A 19,016-nucleotide genomic window follows, 5' to 3' on the forward strand; every position below is an offset into this window, starting at 1 on the left:
AACATGATTTATGCAGCCGTCAGATGAAATAAAAGCCAAACTCGATATCGTGGACGTCATCCGCGAATACATCCAGCTTCGTCCGGCCGGGATGAATTTTCGCGCCAATTGCCCGTTTCATAACGAAAAGACGCCTTCCTTTATGGTTTCCTCGGAAAAGCAGATTTGGCATTGCTTCGGGTGCGGAAAAGGCGGCGACGTCTTGTCCTTTGTAATGGAAATGGAAGGGCTTTCATTCGTTGAAACTCTGCGCCAATTAGCGCCCCGGGCCGGAGTGGTTTTAAAAAAAGTCGATTCGCAAATTACCTCCAAAAGAAACCGCATCTTAGACATCCTCGAGCTGTCCGCGAGCTTCTACTATAAAGTTTTAAACGAAAGTCAGGAGGCCCGTCCGGCGTCTTTATATTTAAAGAAAAGGGGGCTTTCCGAGAAAACCATTGCCGAATGGAAAATCGGCTATAGCCCTGATTCCTGGGACCGGGTAATAAACCTTTTGAAAAAAAACGGCTACGACGAAAACGAAATTTTTTTGGCCGGAATGGCGACCCGGAAAGAAAACGGTTCGGGATTTTATGACCGCTTCCGCGGCCGGATAATGTTTCCGATCCGGGATTTTAACGGAAACGTTTTAGGCTTTTCGGCGCGCGTTTCGCCGGAAAAGGAAAAGACCGAAAAAATGGGAAAGTATATTAACAGCCCTCAAACTCTGGTTTACGACAAGTCAAAAGTTCTTTTCGGCTTGGATAAAGCTAAAATGGAAATAAAGAAGGCGAGCCTGGCGGTCGTAGTCGAAGGGCAGATGGATGTTATCACCGCCCACCAGGCCGGATTTTTAAACACCATCGCCTCTTCCGGGACGGCTTTGACCAGCGAGCAAGTAGCGTTATTAAAGAGATATACGGGCAATGTAGCCCTGGGCTTTGACATGGATCAGGCCGGCGAGATGGCGGCCGAGCGGGGAGCCCGCGGGGCGATGGCGGCCGGCATGAATATCTCGGTCGTTTGCGTTCCGCTCGGGAAAGACCCGGATGAGTGCATCCGGCAGGATCCGGCCGAGTGGAAAAAAGCGATTGAAAATACCAAGCCATTAATGCAGTATTTTTTCGACCAGACCTTTTCCAAATTGGATTTGGAGAAAGTCGACCACAAGCGCGAAGCCGCGAGAAAATTACTGGGTATTGTCGGCCGCCTGGGAAACCGGATCGAGGAAGATTTGTGGCTGAAAAAATTAAGCCAAAAAATCGATGTTACGGAAAATATCTTAAAAGAAACCTTAATGAAAATTAAGGCCGGCCGGAGAAAACAGGAAGAAAAAGCGGAGTACCGGCAAAGCGGAACCGCCGGGGCGGGGAATCGGGAGAAAAAGGCGTTTGATAAGAAAACGGCCGATTTAACCTGGGCGGACCGGCTTTCGGAATTATTTCTCGCTCTCCTTTTGAAATTTCCGGGAAACCTTGAATACGCTATCGCCAACATCAGCCCGGACAGTATTGGGGAAACCTTGAAATCTATTTACATTAATCTAATTTTTTATTATAATAACATTGGAAAGGAATTGATATTCGCCACTTCTAAAGCGGAATTGAGCAAATTTTTTTACGAAGATTTTAAAAATTGGCTGAAGAACCAAAAAGAAGGAGAAAAGACGGGCGAATTAGACGATTTAACAGCAAGTTTGGACCATTTATCCCTTTTAGGTGAAAGGGATTATTATAATTTAGAAACCGAAGAAGCGAGAAAAGAAATATTGAAGATTTCACTTGAACTGAAAAGGAGCTATTTTGACAGCCGGCTTAAAGAAATTAAAAAGCTCATAACCGAAGCGGAAATTTCGCCCAAACAAAAGGAAGGAAAAGAGAAAGAAATGCTCGTTTTATTAAACGAATTTAAATCCCTTAACGAAGAAAAAAGGAAAATCGATTAAATAAATGCCAAAAAAGAAAAGAGATAATAAGAAAAAAAATTCAAAGCCCAAGAAGAAGGCTCTGAATAACAAGAAAGCCCAAAAAAAAGGGGGCTCTTTCAGGGCGGTAAAAAATTCCCGGCCGGCTAAAAGGATTATTAAAAAATTCCCGGCCAAAAGGATTAAGCCGAAGGGCAAGAAACCGATTGAAGTTTTGCCGATAAAATATTCCGATCCGGACGAGATGAAGAATGTAATTTATAAGGGGCGGACCCGGGGATTTGTTACTGAAACCGAGCTTTTGCATATTTTTCCCGAAGTAGAAGAATATGTTTTTGATTTTGAAGTCTTTTTGGAAGAGCTCCAAAAAAACGGCATCCGGATTGTTGAGGCGCCGAGAGGATTTTTAAATATCGAACCGAAGAAAACCGAGAAAGAATTGAAAGCCGAAGAAAAATTAAGGGTTGATCTGGCCGGCCTGCATAGCGTTGATTCCATCCAGATGTATTTAAAAGAAATCGGCAAAGTGCCCCTCTTAACTACCGAAGAAGAAATTGAACTGGCGAAGCGGAAGGAAAAAGGGGAGAAGGAAGCCGAGCGGCGCTTAATTGAAGCTAATTTGCGCTTAGTCGTTTCTATCGCGAAAAAGTTTGTCGGCGCTAAAGGGCTTTCGCTTTTAGACCTAATCCAGGAAGGGAATATCGGCCTGTTCCGCGCCGTAGAAAAATTTGAATACCGCAAAGGCTACAAATTTTCAACTTATGCTACCTGGTGGATTCGCCAGGCAATTACCCGGGCATTAGCCGACCAGTCGCGAACCATCCGCATCCCGGTGCATATGGTGGAAACGATCAACCGCTTCCAGCAAGTCGAACGCCAGCTGATTCAGGATCTGGGCCGCGAGCCATTACCGGAGGAAATCGCCGCGGAGATGAGCGAGGAAATCGACAAGGTGCGCCATATTATTAAAATTTCCCAGGATACAGTGTCTTTAGGAACGTCAGTCGGCGAAGATGATGATGATTCTACCCTGGAAGATTTTATCGAAGATGTAAAAAATGTTACACCGGACCGGACCGCCGCTTTGAGTCTTTTAAAAGATTACGTAAAGCAGGTGATCTCTGATTTGTCACCGCGCGAACAAAAAATCTTGGAGATGCGCTTTGGTTTAATTGACGGCGTTACCCATACTTTAGAAGAGGTGGGACAGGAGTTTGACGTTACCCGCGAACGGATCCGCCAAATCGAAGCCAAGGCGCTAGAACGCATCCGCCGCCACGCCCAAATCAAGAAGCTTCAGGATTTTTAAAAATTAAATATTTTTTAAACCAAGAATTTATGCGAAAAAAATACCCCATGCTTTCGCTTCTTTTGGTAACGACAATGTTTACCGCCTATCCTACGGCGGTTTTAGGCGAGGAAGCAGATGACTTATCTTCGTCAGTCGAGGCAACAGCCAGCGACGCTGGCGCGAGCGTCCAGGCGATCAACGGCGCTTCTGGCGAGCCGACCGAAGCAATTGAAACAACCGGCACGATGGTTGAAATCGGCAATACGACGGCCGAGAGCACTACGGTCGTTGTAAGGGTGCCGGACAGCCAGGGCGGAACCACTGACGAAACTTTGGAAATAACTAATTCCACCGGTTTGACTAATGACGCCAGCCAAAAATCCAGTCTGGACGATTGGATTGCCGGCGACCAGCTGAAATTCAAAGCCATTAAAAATAAAAATAGCGGGGAGCTGAAGGCCTCGCAAATAAAAAATTTAGCCGTGAAAAAAGGCTATAAAGGGGTGAATGGCTGGATTAAAGAAGTCCGGTCCGATAAAAATGAAGTGGATATCACTTACGGAAAAGTGATTTACACCTTGGATATAGTCAAAGCCAGAATGGCAGCCGGTTTGAAAAATCCCGCTACGGCCGCTGATCTAAAAGCCGGGGACCGGATCCGCGCCCGCGTAATTGAAGATAATGACGGGAACGGCCTTACCTGGGACGCGAAAACTTTAGTAGTATTAAGGCGCGGCGCGGCTTTGTTTATGAAGGTTTCGCGCTGGGTGGTGCCGGGGAAAATCGTCAGCCTGCCTGAAGACTTATCGGCTAATACCGGAATCGTTACTATTGAAATATTGGATTCCAAATTTTATCAAAAAGGCGACGTCAATAATTTAATTGGAGCGCCCGGCGACAAGCTTGAAGTAAAGGTTGACGCTAATACCCAGCTCCGGAGAAAATTTTTAGGGAAGTCAAAACTCGGAGAATTTTCCGAAGGCGATGCTGTCTTGGTGCTGGGCCGATTAAATGAAACGACCGGCCAGCTGGACGCCAAGATGATAAAAAATAACGCCATCCAGGCCTTGGGCGCCGCTACCCGGGTAGCAATAGTCAAAAGTATAGATACGGCGAAAAATACTTTGACCGCCGCTTACGGAAAGAACGGAAAAGAGTTTACTGTTGCTTTGGAGGCGAACGGAAAAGTTTATGAAAGGACAATGGCCAGCGCCGATAAGACAATCACTGCCAGCCTGAAAGCCATTAATTTTTCCGATTTGGCGGCAGGAAGAAGAATTCGGGTGAGGGGAGTGGCCAACCGAAGGAATGCGGCCATTACCGCAAGGACAATTGTTATGCTTCCGGCCCAGTCAAATTCCGGTTCCGGGCAGTAATTTCGCCCCGCCCGCAGATCTAATATTCGAATCAGGGGGAGGTAAAACCTCCCCCTTTGTTGACAGTTTGGCTAAGATTATTTAATATATAGCTAGTGCCCAAAGGCATTTTTTGTTTACACATCAAAGCAGTTGTGTTAATGAATAACGGCAGGGAAGATGGCAAAATGTAAATAAACAAGAAATTGAATATTCCCGGGTAGCGCATCCGCACCGCAGGTGCGGAGCAGTTGGCTCGGAAAAGTGAAAATTGAATATTCCCGGGTAGCGCTCCGCCAGCCGGCGGAGGTAGCGCAGTTGACTGTATGTATAAGGTTTACGCCATTTACAACCAGAAGAATGATAAATTTTATATCGGACAGACGAGAGATTTGTCATCTAGGTTATACCTGCACAATGATAAGATTTTTAAAGGTTATACGGCAAAATTTGATGGAGGGTGGGAGTTGGTATATAGTGAAAGTTGTCCAAGTAGAGTCAGTGCTTTAAAACGAGAAAAGCAATTAAAAAGTTACAGAGGAAGAGAATTCGTTAAGGATTTAATATATTCCCGGGTAGCGCAGCGGTAGCGCAGTTGACTGTTAATCAATTGGTCGTGGGTTCGAATCCCACCCCGGGAGCAAACAAAAAACAAGGCTAGAAGCAGCCTTGTTTTTTTATCGCTAAGCAGTTTTTTAGCCAGTAGCCGCTTTGCCCTCGTAACTGCAATAGAAATTCTTAACTACTGCGCCGCGTTATAAATTTCCTGCATTTCGGCAATGCCGGCTTTGGAAGTTACGGATTTTGCTTTGGGTGCTTTGATTTTGACCTTATCATATGCGTACGTACAGGTTTGATAAATGGGCATAATAACTTTGCCGGTCAGATAATCAACTTTAACTTGAGTCTTAATCCATTGCTGGGTGTCTTCGCTAATGTATATATTAACGCTGCCTAAATTAGCGCTGGATCCGGCTTCCGAACTTAAGGAGCCGCTGATTAGACTGTCGGTTCCGTCCTGGGTGAGCGCAGCGCTAAAGACTGCAATGCGGGTATTACCGCTTTTTTCCCAGTGGTCAAAAGCCATAGTGCTCTTATTAATGCCAAAAACTATATTATGGCTTTTGGCGCTTTTTAGCATGCCGTCAGTCGTACTTTTATCCTGGAAAACCTTCCAGACTTTGCCGGTTTTGTCATTGGAATAAAATAGGGATTTTCCAATAACTGTAGCTTTTAGGTACTTGGTGCCGACGCTTACAGTTGTTTTTTCCAAGTTTGCTGAAATTTTGTTTGGCAGTTCAAGTGAGTCAATTTCCCTGGCTTTAAAAACCGGTATGGCCTGGTTCAATAAGTCTAGCTGGGTCTGTTCATCAGCGGTCAAAGTTTCAGCGGCCGCCGCCTGGCGGGCCGTAGTAGTGCAGTCGCTTGACCAATTAGCCGCCGCCGATGTTTTTTGCCAGGAAGAATTGGTGAAATTGGCGGCGGGCTGGATGTTTAAGTACCACGAGGTGTCGAGTTTAGCGGCATTGTATTTAACCGCCTTGCCCAAAACTCCTTTGGTAACTACTAATTGATAGCCTTCTTTTAAGGTAACAGAAGCGCCTTTCGCCGGTTTTATGGTTAGCGAGCCTTTAATCAGCGTCAAGGTGGTAGTATCTTTTGTTTCATTGACGATAAATTGCGTGCCGCGGATTGATACAACCGCGTTTCCGCCGTTGACCCTGACTTTGTACCGGCCGTTTATAGCGGTCTTTTCCAAGAAGCGGAAAACTCCGTTGACCGTCTGCCAAGTGTATTGGTCGATATATTTGATAGCCGAACCGGCTTTGAGAAATATGCTCTGATCCGGCTTAACAATGCTAGTTGGCTGGTTAGCCGGGGCAGTAAAAGTTTTGCCGGGCTTAAGGTCAGAAGCGCTTATGGATTGGGGAATAACGGAAGTCGGATTGATTGGAGTGGGAGTAATCGGAGTGGGGGAGATTGGAGTCGGGCTGATCGGAGTGGGGGAGATGGTGGAAGGGGTAGTTATTAGTTGTTTTTGCTGTTCCGCGTAAGTATTTTCCAGGGCGATTATTCCGGTCCAGACCTGGTTTAATCTTTCAATGGCGCGGACATTATAGGCTCTTTTGAGCGAGTCGGCGGCGTCATAGTCAAGGCCTTTGATTTGTTCAACCACTGAATTGTAATCGGCCCGGTTAGTCACTATGCTTGCGTCGTAGAGCGCTTTGGCTTGGTCATAAATACTAGTGCCGTACAATCTATTCACTTCCGTGTCTACTTGCGCATCCAAAGCAGTCCCTTGCACCTGGGTATCGTAAGTAGTGCCGGACGGAGTTATTGTCCCTTTAGAAGAAGGGATGAAAGTCGAGCTTGATTGGCCCGAAGACCCTGAAGACGATCCGGATGAACCTGATGATCCAGGGACGTCTGGGATGCACATATCATAGCCCGAGGCCTGGGTGCCGCCCGAAAACGTATGGCTTCCGGCCGGGCAGGTTATTAACGCGAAAGCAAAGTTAGAGGCGGCTAAAGTAGCAACCAAAACAATACTTAGAATATAAGAAGCTGTTTTCATAAATTTAAAAATTTTTCTATAGATAATATTTTTGGCCTTCGACCTTTGTTTTGGCCAGATAGATAAAGATCAGCTTAATTATATCTTATTTTCCTGCTGATTTCTACTGGGGGCCGACAAACTCCGCTAAATTACATTCTTCGTCCCAAGCCGCGAGTGAAAATAAAACACCTTACTAAAGGGGCATTTTTTTGATATAATTTAACAAAGCTGATTATTAACTGCCAAAATTATGACTAAACAATTAAATGTAATCATTACAGTTGTAATCGTTCTGGCTCTTGCCTCTGTTGGGTATATTATTTTTAAAAGTAAAACCGCCCCTAGCGGTTTCCAAAAATTAACTAACCTGACGCCTGATAATTCGACAACTGGAAATAAGGATGGTGGCTACCGCGAAGCGCACGGCTGTATCGGTTCGGCCGGCTACACTTGGTGCGAGGCCAAGCAAAAATGCTTAAGGGTATTTGAAGAGTTCTGCTCCGACTCGGTGGCGGCACTCGCCGATTCAATCAAGAAAGAATCGGGCGTCGGTCTCGCGTACGCCGGGGAGAAAACTTTTAATTGGATTGTCGGGCAAAACAGCGCAACCGCTAACGCTGAAATTTCCGGGATTAGCTATGCGGTTTCGGGAGTGAAGATGGCTGATTTTAGTAAAATTGAAAAGTATCTTAACGACACTTGCGAATCGGATAATAATAATCAAGCCGACGGGGCAGAAGGAGGACGGCGCGGATATTATATTGGCCACATGGCTTGCGATTTGAATTTTCTTCATGCCCAATTGAAAAACAATGCCGACGCCCCAAGCGAGCCGGTTGGCGATAACTTAAACGTGAGTCTGAACTGCGGTTATTTCAATAAGAATAATAATTCAAGATAGAGTAAGACAATCTATTGATTTACGTTTAACGCCTTTTTCTATTAATAAAATTTGGCTTGGGTAATAATTAGATTTTATTTTCTTATCAGGAAACCCCGTACGAAAAAAGCCATCCCGATTAGGATGGCTTTTTTCGTACGGAGAGGAAGCTATTAGCACGTAATATTTTTTATCACAATCAAAGGTAAAAATTTACCTTAGAGATTACCAAACTTAAAAAGTTTGGCGCGAGGCAATATATTTATCTGCACCCGTCTTAAAATCCCTTTATAAAATTTCTTGGCACATATTGTCTCTATTAATATATACGTAAAACATAAAGTTTTGTTACATAGATTTTCTAAAAAAGCATAAGCGAAAGCTAATGTTTTTTGCGGCGTCTTTATGATTAATGACGCGGTTTAATGCCACTTGATTAATTCAATTTTATAAGAAAATCTATGCTTCAGATGACCAAAATTGATATTGCGGTCTTAAAAAAGGCCTATGAAGGTTAATAAGCTAGAGTTAGTAAATAATGTTTCTCGCGAAATGAGTTTTAGCGCGTCGCGCCCGAATAGGCGATGGCCCTAACAATATCCCAGGCTAAAGATGACGAGGGATTGTGCCCATAGATTGATTTAAAGGTTTTAATGGCGGCTTTTTCCGAATTAGTATTTCTCGCCGTTGGCCTCAAGCCGTACGCGATTATAGAGACGGCGGCGTTGTCATGCCCATTATTCATGTTAGCCTCGCGGTTATAAACTTTCTTAAATTCTTTTTTCGCCGATTCCAGGGCAGAAGAGCTCGCGGCACCGGGCCAGCGGCCATTGGCTATTTTTATCGCATCCTGCCATTCGGCTTCAGTGGCCGGCAGTTTGCCAAAAGCTTTTTTGTAAGAGCTGATTACGCCGGCCCGTTCGCCTTCCCCTAATATTTTAGTGGTCTCGGTTCCATAGGCGATAAATCTAGTGATGAGGCTGGAGGCGGTTTCGCTATTAGCCGCGCCGGCAACTAAAGCCTTTACGTAGGCGGTATTTATTTTTCCTTCCAGGGTTAAGTCTTTAGTAATTCCGGCGCCGGACAAAATATTTGACGCTTCAGCCAGAATTTTTCCCAGCTGGACCGAGGCCGCGGTTTCTTTTTCTGAAAGGACAGCCTGATTACTATTGGTATTGCCGGTATCGGTGCTGGTATTAGTGTTACTATTAGTATTGGCTTGAGGGCTGGGGACAGTGTTGGTTACTTGGATGGTGGCACAGTTACTCGATCCTGAACCGGCGCAAACGGTAATGTTCGTAGTTCCGGCCACCGTTCCGCCGGTTATAATCAAGGTACCGCCGTTATTACTTAAGCTGGCTTGGACTACGGAGCTGGTATTTGAAGTAATAACATTGCTGGCCGTACTGGTCGCGCCGTTGATAATTATCACCTGCTTTTCGCCGGAAGCAATTCCAATGCTGGTTTTACTGAAAGAAAGCTTGGTCGAAGCGGCCGAGATATTAACGTAGAAGCTGGCGCAGGTGGTGGAAACCGAAGCCGAACAAACGGTAATTTGGGTAGAGCCGACAGCCACGCCGGTGACTGCAACGACACTGCCGTTAATTATGGCGGTGGCTTTTTCCGGATGGGTATTGCCGGAGATGACATAACCAGTGCCGGTGCCGCCGGAAACCGTTACGTTGGAAGTATCGGTGGCGGCCACAGCCACAACGTTTTGGCTAAAGGAAAGGGTGACGGCTGACGGGGTAGTGGTGTTGGCGTTAGTGGTAATATTTAAATTGCCGCATAAGTTATTGGTAGTGGCCGAGCAGACAACAATGACGGCCGTCCCGGTATTGGATCCGCCGGTAACCGTTATAGTATTGCCGGACATTACGGCCGAGACGACGCCGGAATTGGAATTGGAGGAAATGAAATAATTATTGTCCGGCCCGCCGGAAACCGAGATGCTTTGGTTCAGCCCCGGTATCAGGTTAAGGTTGTTTTGGCTAAAAGAGATTTTATTATTGGATTCGCCTAAATTGGTGATATTCAAGCTGGCGCAATTAGAGTCATCATTAGCCGCGCAGACTTCGATGGCCGTTGTTCCGGCCGTGCGGGTGGCGTAGAGAGAAATAATGTCCGAGGTGCCGGCAATACTGGCGTTAACCGAAGCGGAATTGGTATTGGCTTTAATCCTGAAGCCGTTGTTGCCGCCGCCGAAAATCGTTATGGTTTTCGAATCAGCGTAGTTCATAACAATGTTATTCAGGTTAAAAGAAACCTGGGTCTGGCCGACGCCGCCTACGTTGACCGCCAGCGATTGGCATCCGGCGTTAGTAGCGCAAAGTATTACTGTCCCGGCGCCCTCGGCCAGGCCGGTGATAGTCGCCTGACTGCCGGAGATGGCAGTGCCGATGTTGGCGGTTGAGCTATTTGCCGCCAAGATCAGGGAGTTTGACCCGCTGACTGTTACGCTTTGGCCTACCGCCGCCTGGACGCTGGATTTTTCCAGAACAAGGGTAGAGGCATAGGCCGGCCAGAGAGAAGTCGCGGACTGCATACCGTTAATCGAGACATAAACCGGGGAGCCGGCCGGGATGGCGTAAGCCCCGGAACTTATTGTATTAGTAAGGGCGCCGCTTGCGTCCGTGGCGCCGAAGAGGAAGCTGGTTACGGTTGAAGCGCCGGGCGGCAAGAATGACAGCTGGACATTAACCTCCGGATCGCCGGTAACGCTCACCCGGACCGCGTCGCCAGAGGTGTTGGAGAGTGAAAGGGTCGCCGGCCGGGCGGCATTGGCAGGAGAGATAAAACCCAGCGAACCCATCAGGGCCGCCATCAAAAGGCAGGAGATTGATTGCTTTTTCATAATAGTAGCAGGCGCGTAAATTCAAGCAGGCTTAAATATACGCGCGAAAAGTAATTATTATTGATATTTTCATTATACCACTTCTCTAAAATACTGGGCAATATGATATACTGGGCTTATGGAGTATGATGTTGTAGTAATCGGCGGAGGGGCGGCCGGAATGATGGCCGCCGGACGGGCCGGGGAGCTAGGCGCCCGGGTGCTTTTAGCTGAAAAAAATAAGGATTTGGGGATAAAACTTTTAACTACCGGAAACGGCCGGTGCAATTTTACCAATAAAAAGCATGGGCCAAAAGAATTTACGCGCCGGTTTGGAAAAAACGGAAAGTTTTTATTTTCCGCCCTGCATCAATTCGGCACCGACGATGCGGTTAATTTTTTTGAAAGACATGGCGTTAAGGCCAAAGTAGAAGATGAAGGCAAGGTATTTCCGGTTAGCGACAAGGCCGGGGATATTTTAAACGCCCTAATCGCATATCTGAAGCGGGGAAAGGTAGTAGTTAAAACCGGAGTGGAAGTGAAAAAAATTAATAAAGAGGACAGTAGTATTAAAAAAATAGTACTGGCTGACGGGTCTGAAATCGCGGCTCGCAACTATGTGCTCTCGACCGGCGGCAAATCCTGCCCAAAAACCGGATCAACCGGCGACGGCTATAAGTGGGCAAGAGAGCTCGGGCACACTATTATTGAACCTAAGCCGGCACTGACATCAATCGTACTAAAAGACCGATATATAAAGAGCCTCCAGGGTTTAAGTTTTAGCAAGGTAAAAATAAGCGTCTTTAAACAAAACAAAAAATTACATTCTATCTCCGGCGATATTCTTTTTACCAATAACGGGCTAAGCGGGCCGGCAATCATGAACATAAGCCGGGAAATCGCCCGGGAAGACACGCGTGATATTTCCCTTAAGATAGATTTTTTCCCTGACCAGGAATTTTCTAATTTTGACCGTTGCCTGCAGGAGAGCTTTAATAAAGAGCCGAATAAATTATTAAAAAATATCCTGCCAAGCCTTATACCGCCGAGGCTGGTTGACGCGATACTTAAGCTGGCCGGAATTAACCCGCAAAAGAAAGCCAACGAAGTAACCAAAGACGAAAGAAAAAAGCTCGCCCATTTATTAAAAGAGCTAAACCTGTCAGTCAGTAGCCTGTCCGGCTTTGACCGGGCCTATATAACTTCGGGCGGCGTTTCACTGGCCGAAATAGATCCTGGCACAATGCGCTCTAAAATAATCAAGAACTTGTACTTTGCCGGAGAGATTCTAGATTTAGATGGCCCGACCGGCGGCTACAACCTGCAAGCGGCCTGGACCACCGGCTTTGTTGCCGGATCAAAAGCGGTAAAATCACAACAGCAGAACTCTATGCGAAAACGGAGAATAGAATGATTAATATATGAGTAAGCTTTAAACAATTGTTAATATTCAGCGCCTGTGGCATTGATCCATCGGTATTGATTTTACGTTTAATATAAGCTAAGCTCATCTAACGCACTTTTTAAACGCCGCTTTTAGGCTTGGGCATATAGTCGAGGGCATTTTGGCTTTTTTGTCTCGGTACAGCAAAGGAGGAAGGATTATGGTACAGAATGAATTTGCATCGTACTTATTTGCTGGCATGGTGATCGCGGCCTTAATAATTGGCTGCGTTGTCTACCGACAAAAGAAAATCGCGGCCGGCCGCAAGAGGCTCAAGGAAAATTACCGAAGCCAGCTGGAGAGCCGGATAGAAAAGACAATCGCGTTAATCAGCGGCTGGACTATTCGGTGTCACGGGGTTAATGAATGGAGTTATTTGGAGGGCTCCCTTAAGCATTACCGCGAGAACGAGTTCGGGAGAATAGAATGCGGAAAGAAAGACGTTTCCGATTACATTCGCTCAAGATTCTCCTTTTCCAGGTGGCTAATTGAGGTCAAAGAGCACTATGAGATATCGTCCAAGACCTTAATTGCTAAGCATCCGGATTTTCAGATTGTTGAGGTCAGGGCGCTGTTTTTTGAGGCCGAAGGGTATATTGACAGCTTTGAAGTGGGCACTCCAGAAGAATTTGTCATAGCCATGGAGAAGCTGCCGCCGCCGTTCAAGGCCATTGACCTATTCCTTCTTGACCCGGAAAAGCCGATTCTCGATGCCTGGACGGCCGACCAACCGGCTGACGCTGATCCGGAAGATGTACAAAAAATCGGACTGGTGGCCAATGCCGGCTAACTGCCTGGCGGTGACAGCCTGGCAAGATCCTGTACACAAAGACCCTTAGCGTTTACGCGTTAAGGGCCTTTTCATTATGCCCGACGGACGTCTCGGTAGAATTAGTTTCGGGTTTACGAAAGCTAATGCCAGGTGTTGCGTCTTAATTTGTATGGTCAATAACTAATTCAAATAGATTTAATTACAAACTTATGAACAAAATGAATCCAGTAGTGCATTTCGAGATGCCGGCGGAAGATAAAAAGCGCATGGCGGATTTTTACAGCAAAGTTTTTGGCTGGAAAACCGAAATACTCGGCCCGGAGATGGGGGAGTATGTAGTCGTTACTACGACCGAAACCGACGAGAAGAAAATGGTTAAAAAGCCCGGGGCGATTAACGGCGGATTTTACGAAAAAACCGCTGATATGGGCGAGATGCACCCGTCCGTCGTTATCGCGGTGGACGACATAAACGAAAGCATAAAAAAGGTAAAGGCGGCCGGCGGCAAAGTGCTCGGCGGGATGGCAAAGTCCGGCGAACCGGATGATATTCCCGGCGTCGGGCTCTACGTTTCCATTATCGACACCGAAGGCAATCGGGTCGGCATGCTCCAGCCTAAAGGCATGTAAGATATTAATTTATTTGATATAGGACTTACGCGCCTAAGTCCTGTGATAACCTTATGATGTGGAATTACGGGTACAATCCAATGTATTGGGGAGGGTTTGGATCAATTTTTATGATAATATTGTGGGGGCTAATAATAGTCGGCATTGTTTTTCTTATCAAATGGTCGTTAGACCAATCCGGGCGTTCGCCCACGCATCGCGGCCACGCTCCGCTTGATATCCTAAAAGAGCGCTATGCCAAAGGCGAAATAGACAAGAAGGAGTTTGAGGAGAAGAAGAAAGATTTGGTTTAAATGACGGATGACTGGAATATTGATAGGCTTTGCCGAAGAGGGCTTCAATCATGAAAAACGCCTCATCTTTGGGGCGGTTTTTTAATGGCGATTATTTTGGTATAATATACTCATGCATAAGGATAACTTCATTAAGCTGGCCATCGCCGTTGTCATCGCCGAAGCAGCCGGAATCATCGGATCATTTTTTACCGCTCCGTCCATTCCATCCTGGTACGCTACACTTCCCAAGCCGGCCTTTAACCCGCCGGCTTGGATTTTTGCTCCGGTCTGGACCGCGCTTTTTGCCTTAATGGGCATCGCGGCCTTTCTAATTTGGAAAAAAGGCTTAAAGCGCAAGGATGTCAAAATCGCTTTGGCCATATTCATCGGCCAGCTCGTCCTAAACGCTCTTTGGTCATTTATTTTTTTCGGCCTCCATAATCCCAAGGGGGCCTTTTTCGAGCTGATTGTCTTGTGGCTCGCCATCCTCGCCACTATCATCTCCTTCTATAGGATTTCCAAATCGGCCGCCTGGCTTTTACTCCCTTATATCCTTTGGGTCAGTTTCGCCGGATATCTAAACTATTCAATTTGGCAGTTAGCCGCCAAAGCACCGGAACAAGTTAACTGCACTATGGAAGCCAGGCTTTGCCCGGACGGGTCAGCGGTCGGCCGCATCGGACCCAATTGCGAATTTGTGCCTTGCCCGGAAACTAATGCCGCCCTATCCTTGCCCAAAGGTTATTCCCTTGATTCCTATAAAATAGAGAAAGTTTTAGATATGGCCTGCGTAAAAAATACCGACTGCTTCACGTCGGGAGAATATATACTCCAATCGCGCTGTCCCTTTACTTCGCTTTGCCTCGAAAATAAATGTACGGTCGTTTGTCCGGCCCAAACCGATCTGTCCTGGCCGGAAGCCGAAGCCAAGATTAATAACTGCGAAGCTGAAAGACTCTCCCAAAACCATGACCGCCAGGTAACTCTTTTCCTAAAAGACCGCCGCCGGCTAAAAACCGTAGAGCCGACCCTGGATTTAATCATCAGCCTGTACCAGTCCGTCCAATCCAAATGCGGCAAAATTCCGATCGCGACGGAATAAAAAAACTCCTTATTCAAGCTATAAAATCGCATCTTCAATCAGGGTGGTTTTATATTAGCTTTTGATAGCATTTAGAAAGATTGCTAAAGTTCGCAATCTTTTTGTTTGACTCAAGGGAAATAATTTGTCAAACTTAAGCCAGGTCTAAATAATATCAAAAAAATGCTGGTAAAAAATAACAATTACGCATTTATTGATAGTCAAAATCTTAACTTAGGGATAAGGGATTTGGGCTGGAGGCTGGATTATAAAAAATTCAGGATTTACCTTAAGGAAAAATACGGCGTTGATAAAGCTTATCTATTTATTGGATTTTTGATTGAAAATCAAAATTTATACCGATCTTTGCAGGAATATGGCTATATTCTAATATTTAAAACTGTGATGAAGGATTGCGATGGCAAAGCTAAAGGAAATGTTGATGCTAATTTGGTCTTACAAGCTATGATAGATTTTAATAAATATAAAAAAGCCGTTCTAGTGACCAGTGATGGAGATTTTTATTGTTTGGCTGATTATTTATATAAAAATAATAAGCTTGAAATTGTTATTAGTCCTAATCAGGGCAAGTGTTCAGTATTGCTTCGCAAATCAGCCAAGGAAAAGATTGTATTCATGAATAATTTAGAGAGTAAATTCTCCTATATAAAGAAAAAGCACCGCTTAAGGACGGAACCTTAAGAGGTGCTTTTTCATAGTGATTCTAAATATAGGATAGCACAAAGTCCATTAAATTTCAATGAAATTTCCGCCATTTTTCTGCAAAGTTTCGATAAATAATAAAAATATAGCTAATATTAGTTAAATATATATAAAATAAAAATGAGGACTTAGGCCGGAAAAGGATACTATATGGTTATGAACAAATCACATTTCAGCTTAGCTTTTGATGAAAAAATTGCAAGTAATTATAAAAACGCATCGCAAAAAGTGCGGGTTTTAACGGAACAATGGGTTGATAATTCTATTTTTTGTCCGAATTGCGGAAATTTCAGTATTGATAAATATCCAAACAATCAGCCTGTCGCCGATTTTTACTGCTTAAATTGCCGTGAGGAATATGAATTAAAAAGTAAACAAAATACAATTGGCACAAAAATTGTTGACGGCGCATACCGCACAATGATTGAACGGCTCACGAGCAGTAATAACCCAAATTTTTTCCTGCTAAATTATGATCTAGCGAATCTTGAAGTTGTAAATTTTTTGGTTATTCCTAAGCATTTTTTTGTCCCGGAAATAATAGAAAAGAGAAAGCCGCTTGCATTAACAGCTCGACGTGCAGGCTGGGTCGGTTGCAATATTATTCTTAGAAATATTCCACAAACCGGCAAGATATTTTTTGTTCGCGATAAAGTGATAGAGCCGAAAGAGAAAGTGCTGACTGATTGGAAGAAGACCTTGTTTTTAAGAGAAGAAAAAGAAATATCGGCAAAAGGCTGGTTGCTTGATGTTATGCGATGTGTTGATAAACTCGGTAAAAAAGAATTTACACTTGACGAAGTATATGCTTTTGAAAACGAATTGAGCCGATTGCATCCGGAAAACAGGCATATCAAGGATAAAATTCGCCAGCAATTGCAGTTGTTAAGAGATAAGGATTATTTGCATTTCTTAGGGCGAGGTAAATATAAAGTTATATGAAGCTAAAGGATTTTATCAAAAAATTAAAGACAATAGAGAAAACGCAGGGCGGGAATTGCGAAGTAATTATGGCAGATAATATTCCGGTAGTAAGCCCTATTTTTTCTGAAAGTTATCAGAGCAAGAAAAAGGTTGTCATAACCGACAGGTAGTTATTGACTAATGCCGAGATAAGGAATAAAATATACGGGTAAAACATATGCGGATTACCCGACAAAACCAGAATAATTCATAAACCCTATGGCCGGCTTTTTTGCCGGTTTTTTGCTAAAAAACAGTTACGTTGATGCTTGTCGTAGCGCAAAACTATGAAATTGCGTTACCTTGGTTTATTGTTTAGTGTTCTTTTAATCACCGGCTGTGTTGATGCCAATCTTCCTCAAAGCCAAGCTCCAGTCGATCAGAAAACAATAGCCCCTATTGAGCAAACGGTAGTAACTCCTGAAAAGACTGAAGTAGAGAAGAATGTCGAGAGTCCAAAAGTCGAAACAAAAAAAGAAACTCCAGCCGAGGTCCCGCTTTCAAATGATAATACTTATATTAATTCCGCTGGCAATGAAGTCCATTCTCCGGCTTACGCTCCGTCGATTCCTGCTGGCGCGTCCGCTCAATGTAATGACGGAACCTATAGCTTTAGCCAATCCAGGCGCGGAACCTGCTCGCATCATGGCGGGGTAGCCGAGTGGTATTAATATAAAAATATATGCCCAAAAAAGAAAATAAATTTCATTTTACCCAAGTTTTTAAACTAAATATCAAAGAAAAAAATTTAGATTTTTTTGATGTGAATTTAAAATTTGATACGCCACTATTTATTGATCCGTTTTTATTAAAAAACAGCCGAGTGAAAGATGAAAGAAAGTTATTTGATAGATTTGGAATTTTTTTTAATCATGCAATAAAGCAATTACATAAATATAATTTTGAAAATGAAATTGAGAAAGAATATTTTTTAAATTATATAACGTTTGGAGAATGTAAATCTCTTTATCTGGGTTATACAGCAAGCTCTAATAAAGGAAAAGGGCCTGGAAAAAGTTTTGCAAAAGATCTTTTTAATTTTTTTATCGATACTTCATTAAGAAAAGTATTAGAAGATCAAGAGTTATACCCGTTAAATAAAATGAATCCATTAGTGTTGTCTTTGTTAGCCAAAAACATTGGACCCGATTCAATTAGTGATTTATCAGGTTCCTTGGTCTTAGATTATCTAATATCTTATACTCAATTTATATGTAAAAAATATAAAATACCACGCAAGGAACTCCCAGTGCCTAAGCATTTTAATTTCACGAAAAAGGAATGGATGGATGGTTATGCCTTGTTACCTGAAAATCCCTTCAATAAGCAAAGTATTATCCTGGTTCCAAAGAGATTGTTGAGAGGTTATGACATAATTTTTGATCGTAATATTGCATTAAACTTACAGCAGGCACTTGAATTAGACCCTGTTTTAAAATTTAAATTTTCTGAATTTATAGAAAAGAATGTAACCGATATTAAACCCGAAGAAATACATTTTATTTTAAAACAAAATTTACATTTAATAAAAGATATAATAAATAAACTAGAAATAAATAATCCAGGAGAATATGATTTTGTCAAGGATCCTTATAAATTACTTGCGATAAAAAACTATTACTACAAGTTTGATAAAAAATTTAAGCTTGATAATTGTGAGTCATTAATAAGATTTTTTTTAGAATTTTTAGATTTTTTTCAGAAATATATTCTGCACCATGGAGGATGGAAAGAATTATGGATTAAAGTTAATGGAGTTTTTAAGAAAGAATGCAATGAAGATGCTGTGGGTCGATTATTCTATGCTATGGGGTTAAGCTGGTTTAGGAATAATAATGAAATTATGTTTCTAAATGAGGTAAGTAGAGGTGATGGATTCGTTGATTTCTTTATAGCCTATAAAGAGTGTAATGTAGTAATTGAATTAAAAAAACTAAGCAATTCTCAGCCGACTGGAAAGACAAAGGAGCCCGCCTATCTTCACGGTTGTATTAAGCAGTTGCCAGAATATGCTATTCAGCATAACTCAAAGTTTGCGGTATATATAACAATTCAACATCAAAAATCTATTGAAAAGGGTAAGGCGAATCACGATTATAGAATTAATGAGATTGAAAAAACTATAGAACAAGTCGAAAAATATTTAAAAAAAGAAATTAAAAATTTTGAGTGCTTACACTGTGTGGAATGCACCCCAAAATTCGGACACCTATTTCCACATAAAGCGGCAATGGTTTAAAATAGAATCAATAAGGATTTAAATTAATCATTGCCAACAATATGGCTAAACGAATTAGCCAGGAGGTAAAG

Annotated in this window: 17 protein-coding genes and 1 tRNA gene; 16 read left to right on the top strand and 2 right to left on the bottom strand. The window is 43.5% G+C overall.

What is annotated here, in order from left to right:
• Window positions 1-10 precede the first annotated feature (10 nt).
• From dnaG to WC715_04180, 5 genes are all read left to right on the top strand, one after another.
• Window positions 11-1,924 carry a DNA primase gene (gene dnaG, locus WC715_04160; protein ID MFA6171614.1) on the top strand — a complete coding sequence of 638 codons (1,914 nt, stop codon included), beginning with the start codon at window positions 11-13 and terminating at the stop codon, window positions 1,922-1,924.
• 4 nt (window positions 1,925-1,928) lie between these two features.
• On the top strand, window positions 1,929-3,212 hold the full coding sequence (locus WC715_04165) for a sigma-70 family RNA polymerase sigma factor (GenBank protein ID MFA6171615.1): 1,284 nt from the start codon (window positions 1,929-1,931) through the stop codon (window positions 3,210-3,212).
• A 29-nt stretch (window positions 3,213-3,241) separates the two neighbouring features.
• Entirely contained in the window at window positions 3,242-4,570 is a 1,329-nt protein-coding gene (locus WC715_04170) for a hypothetical protein (GenBank protein ID MFA6171616.1), read from the top strand.
• 305 nt (window positions 4,571-4,875) lie between these two features.
• On the top strand, window positions 4,876-5,139 hold the full coding sequence (locus tag WC715_04175; protein ID MFA6171617.1) for a GIY-YIG nuclease family protein: 264 nt from the start codon (window positions 4,876-4,878) through the stop codon (window positions 5,137-5,139).
• A tRNA-Asn gene (locus WC715_04180) sits at window positions 5,119-5,190 on the top strand. The genes WC715_04175 and WC715_04180 overlap by 21 nt, the downstream gene beginning before the upstream one ends.
• Window positions 5,191-5,291: 101 nt before the next feature.
• On the opposite strand, the gene WC715_04185 is transcribed toward WC715_04180, so the two are convergent.
• Window positions 5,292-7,124, bottom strand: a complete 1,833-nt coding sequence (locus WC715_04185) for a hypothetical protein (GenBank protein ID MFA6171618.1) — start codon at window positions 7,122-7,124, stop codon at window positions 5,292-5,294.
• A 232-nt stretch (window positions 7,125-7,356) separates the two neighbouring features.
• Here WC715_04185 and WC715_04190 point away from each other — a divergent pair, with 232 nt between their 5' ends.
• Window positions 7,357-8,007 (top strand): hypothetical protein, encoded by a 651-nt coding sequence (locus tag WC715_04190; protein MFA6171619.1) that lies wholly within the window; start codon window positions 7,357-7,359, stop codon window positions 8,005-8,007.
• A gap of 538 nt (window positions 8,008-8,545) precedes the next feature.
• On the opposite strand, the gene WC715_04195 is transcribed toward WC715_04190, so the two are convergent.
• Window positions 8,546-10,840 (bottom strand): hypothetical protein, encoded by a 2,295-nt coding sequence (locus tag WC715_04195; GenBank protein ID MFA6171620.1) that lies wholly within the window; start codon window positions 10,838-10,840, stop codon window positions 8,546-8,548.
• 118 nt (window positions 10,841-10,958) lie between these two features.
• Here WC715_04195 and WC715_04200 point away from each other — a divergent pair, with 118 nt between their 5' ends.
• The 10 genes from WC715_04200 (at window position 10,959) to WC715_04245 (ending at window position 18,945) form a co-directional block, all read left to right on the top strand.
• Window positions 10,959-12,233, top strand: a complete 1,275-nt coding sequence (locus tag WC715_04200) for an NAD(P)/FAD-dependent oxidoreductase (GenBank protein ID MFA6171621.1) — start codon at window positions 10,959-10,961, stop codon at window positions 12,231-12,233.
• A gap of 190 nt (window positions 12,234-12,423) precedes the next feature.
• Window positions 12,424-13,053, top strand: coding sequence for a hypothetical protein (locus tag WC715_04205; GenBank protein ID MFA6171622.1), 630 nt, complete (start codon window positions 12,424-12,426; stop codon window positions 13,051-13,053).
• 191 nt (window positions 13,054-13,244) lie between these two features.
• The gene (locus WC715_04210) at window positions 13,245-13,664 is read left to right on the top strand and encodes a VOC family protein (protein MFA6171623.1); all 420 of its coding nucleotides are present in this window, start codon (window positions 13,245-13,247) and stop codon (window positions 13,662-13,664) included.
• Window positions 13,665-13,717: 53 nt separating this feature from the next.
• A complete protein-coding gene (locus WC715_04215; GenBank protein MFA6171624.1) occupies window positions 13,718-13,957 on the top strand; it encodes an SHOCT domain-containing protein in 240 nt (79 codons plus the stop codon).
• 112 nt (window positions 13,958-14,069) lie between these two features.
• Window positions 14,070-15,041 carry a TspO/MBR family protein gene (locus tag WC715_04220; GenBank protein ID MFA6171625.1) on the top strand — a complete coding sequence of 324 codons (972 nt, stop codon included), beginning with the start codon at window positions 14,070-14,072 and terminating at the stop codon, window positions 15,039-15,041.
• Window positions 15,042-15,203: 162 nt separating this feature from the next.
• Window positions 15,204-15,722 carry an NYN domain-containing protein gene (locus tag WC715_04225; protein ID MFA6171626.1) on the top strand — a complete coding sequence of 173 codons (519 nt, stop codon included), beginning with the start codon at window positions 15,204-15,206 and terminating at the stop codon, window positions 15,720-15,722.
• 177 nt (window positions 15,723-15,899) lie between these two features.
• Window positions 15,900-16,685: a DpnI domain-containing protein gene (locus WC715_04230; protein ID MFA6171627.1), complete on the top strand. Its 786-nt coding sequence runs from the start codon at window positions 15,900-15,902 to the stop codon at window positions 16,683-16,685.
• Complete coding sequence (locus tag WC715_04235) at window positions 16,682-16,837, top strand: hypothetical protein (GenBank protein ID MFA6171628.1); 156 nt, start codon at window positions 16,682-16,684, stop codon at window positions 16,835-16,837. The genes WC715_04230 and WC715_04235 overlap by 4 nt, the downstream gene beginning before the upstream one ends.
• Before the next feature lie 156 nt (window positions 16,838-16,993).
• Window positions 16,994-17,377, top strand: coding sequence for a DUF3761 domain-containing protein (locus tag WC715_04240; protein MFA6171629.1), 384 nt, complete (start codon window positions 16,994-16,996; stop codon window positions 17,375-17,377).
• Between the two features lie 11 nt (window positions 17,378-17,388).
• Window positions 17,389-18,945 (top strand): hypothetical protein, encoded by a 1,557-nt coding sequence (locus WC715_04245; GenBank protein ID MFA6171630.1) that lies wholly within the window; start codon window positions 17,389-17,391, stop codon window positions 18,943-18,945.
• Window positions 18,946-19,016: the final 71 nt, after the last annotated feature.

It is taken from the genome of Patescibacteria group bacterium, from assembly GCA_041661505.1.
GTDB lineage: Bacteria > Patescibacteriota > Patescibacteriia > Patescibacteriales > JBAZCA01 > JBAZCA01.

Coding starts and splice junctions, on each gene's coding strand:
- dnaG (MFA6171614.1), top strand. CDS start 11: ATGCAGCCGTCAGATGAAATAAAAGCCAAACTCGATATCGTGGACGTC.
- WC715_04165 (MFA6171615.1), top strand. CDS start 1,929: ATGCCAAAAAAGAAAAGAGATAATAAGAAAAAAAATTCAAAGCCCAAG.
- WC715_04170 (MFA6171616.1), top strand. CDS start 3,242: ATGCGAAAAAAATACCCCATGCTTTCGCTTCTTTTGGTAACGACAATG.
- WC715_04175 (MFA6171617.1), top strand. CDS start 4,876: ATGTATAAGGTTTACGCCATTTACAACCAGAAGAATGATAAATTTTAT.
- WC715_04185 (MFA6171618.1), bottom strand. CDS start 7,124: ATGAAAACAGCTTCTTATATTCTAAGTATTGTTTTGGTTGCTACTTTA.
- WC715_04190 (MFA6171619.1), top strand. CDS start 7,357: ATGACTAAACAATTAAATGTAATCATTACAGTTGTAATCGTTCTGGCT.
- WC715_04195 (MFA6171620.1), bottom strand. CDS start 10,840: ATGAAAAAGCAATCAATCTCCTGCCTTTTGATGGCGGCCCTGATGGGT.
- WC715_04200 (MFA6171621.1), top strand. CDS start 10,959: ATGGAGTATGATGTTGTAGTAATCGGCGGAGGGGCGGCCGGAATGATG.
- WC715_04205 (MFA6171622.1), top strand. CDS start 12,424: ATGGTACAGAATGAATTTGCATCGTACTTATTTGCTGGCATGGTGATC.
- WC715_04210 (MFA6171623.1), top strand. CDS start 13,245: ATGAACAAAATGAATCCAGTAGTGCATTTCGAGATGCCGGCGGAAGAT.
- WC715_04215 (MFA6171624.1), top strand. CDS start 13,718: ATGATGTGGAATTACGGGTACAATCCAATGTATTGGGGAGGGTTTGGA.
- WC715_04220 (MFA6171625.1), top strand. CDS start 14,070: ATGCATAAGGATAACTTCATTAAGCTGGCCATCGCCGTTGTCATCGCC.
- WC715_04225 (MFA6171626.1), top strand. CDS start 15,204: ATGCTGGTAAAAAATAACAATTACGCATTTATTGATAGTCAAAATCTT.
- WC715_04230 (MFA6171627.1), top strand. CDS start 15,900: ATGAACAAATCACATTTCAGCTTAGCTTTTGATGAAAAAATTGCAAGT.
- WC715_04235 (MFA6171628.1), top strand. CDS start 16,682: ATGAAGCTAAAGGATTTTATCAAAAAATTAAAGACAATAGAGAAAACG.
- WC715_04240 (MFA6171629.1), top strand. CDS start 16,994: ATGAAATTGCGTTACCTTGGTTTATTGTTTAGTGTTCTTTTAATCACC.
- WC715_04245 (MFA6171630.1), top strand. CDS start 17,389: ATGCCCAAAAAAGAAAATAAATTTCATTTTACCCAAGTTTTTAAACTA.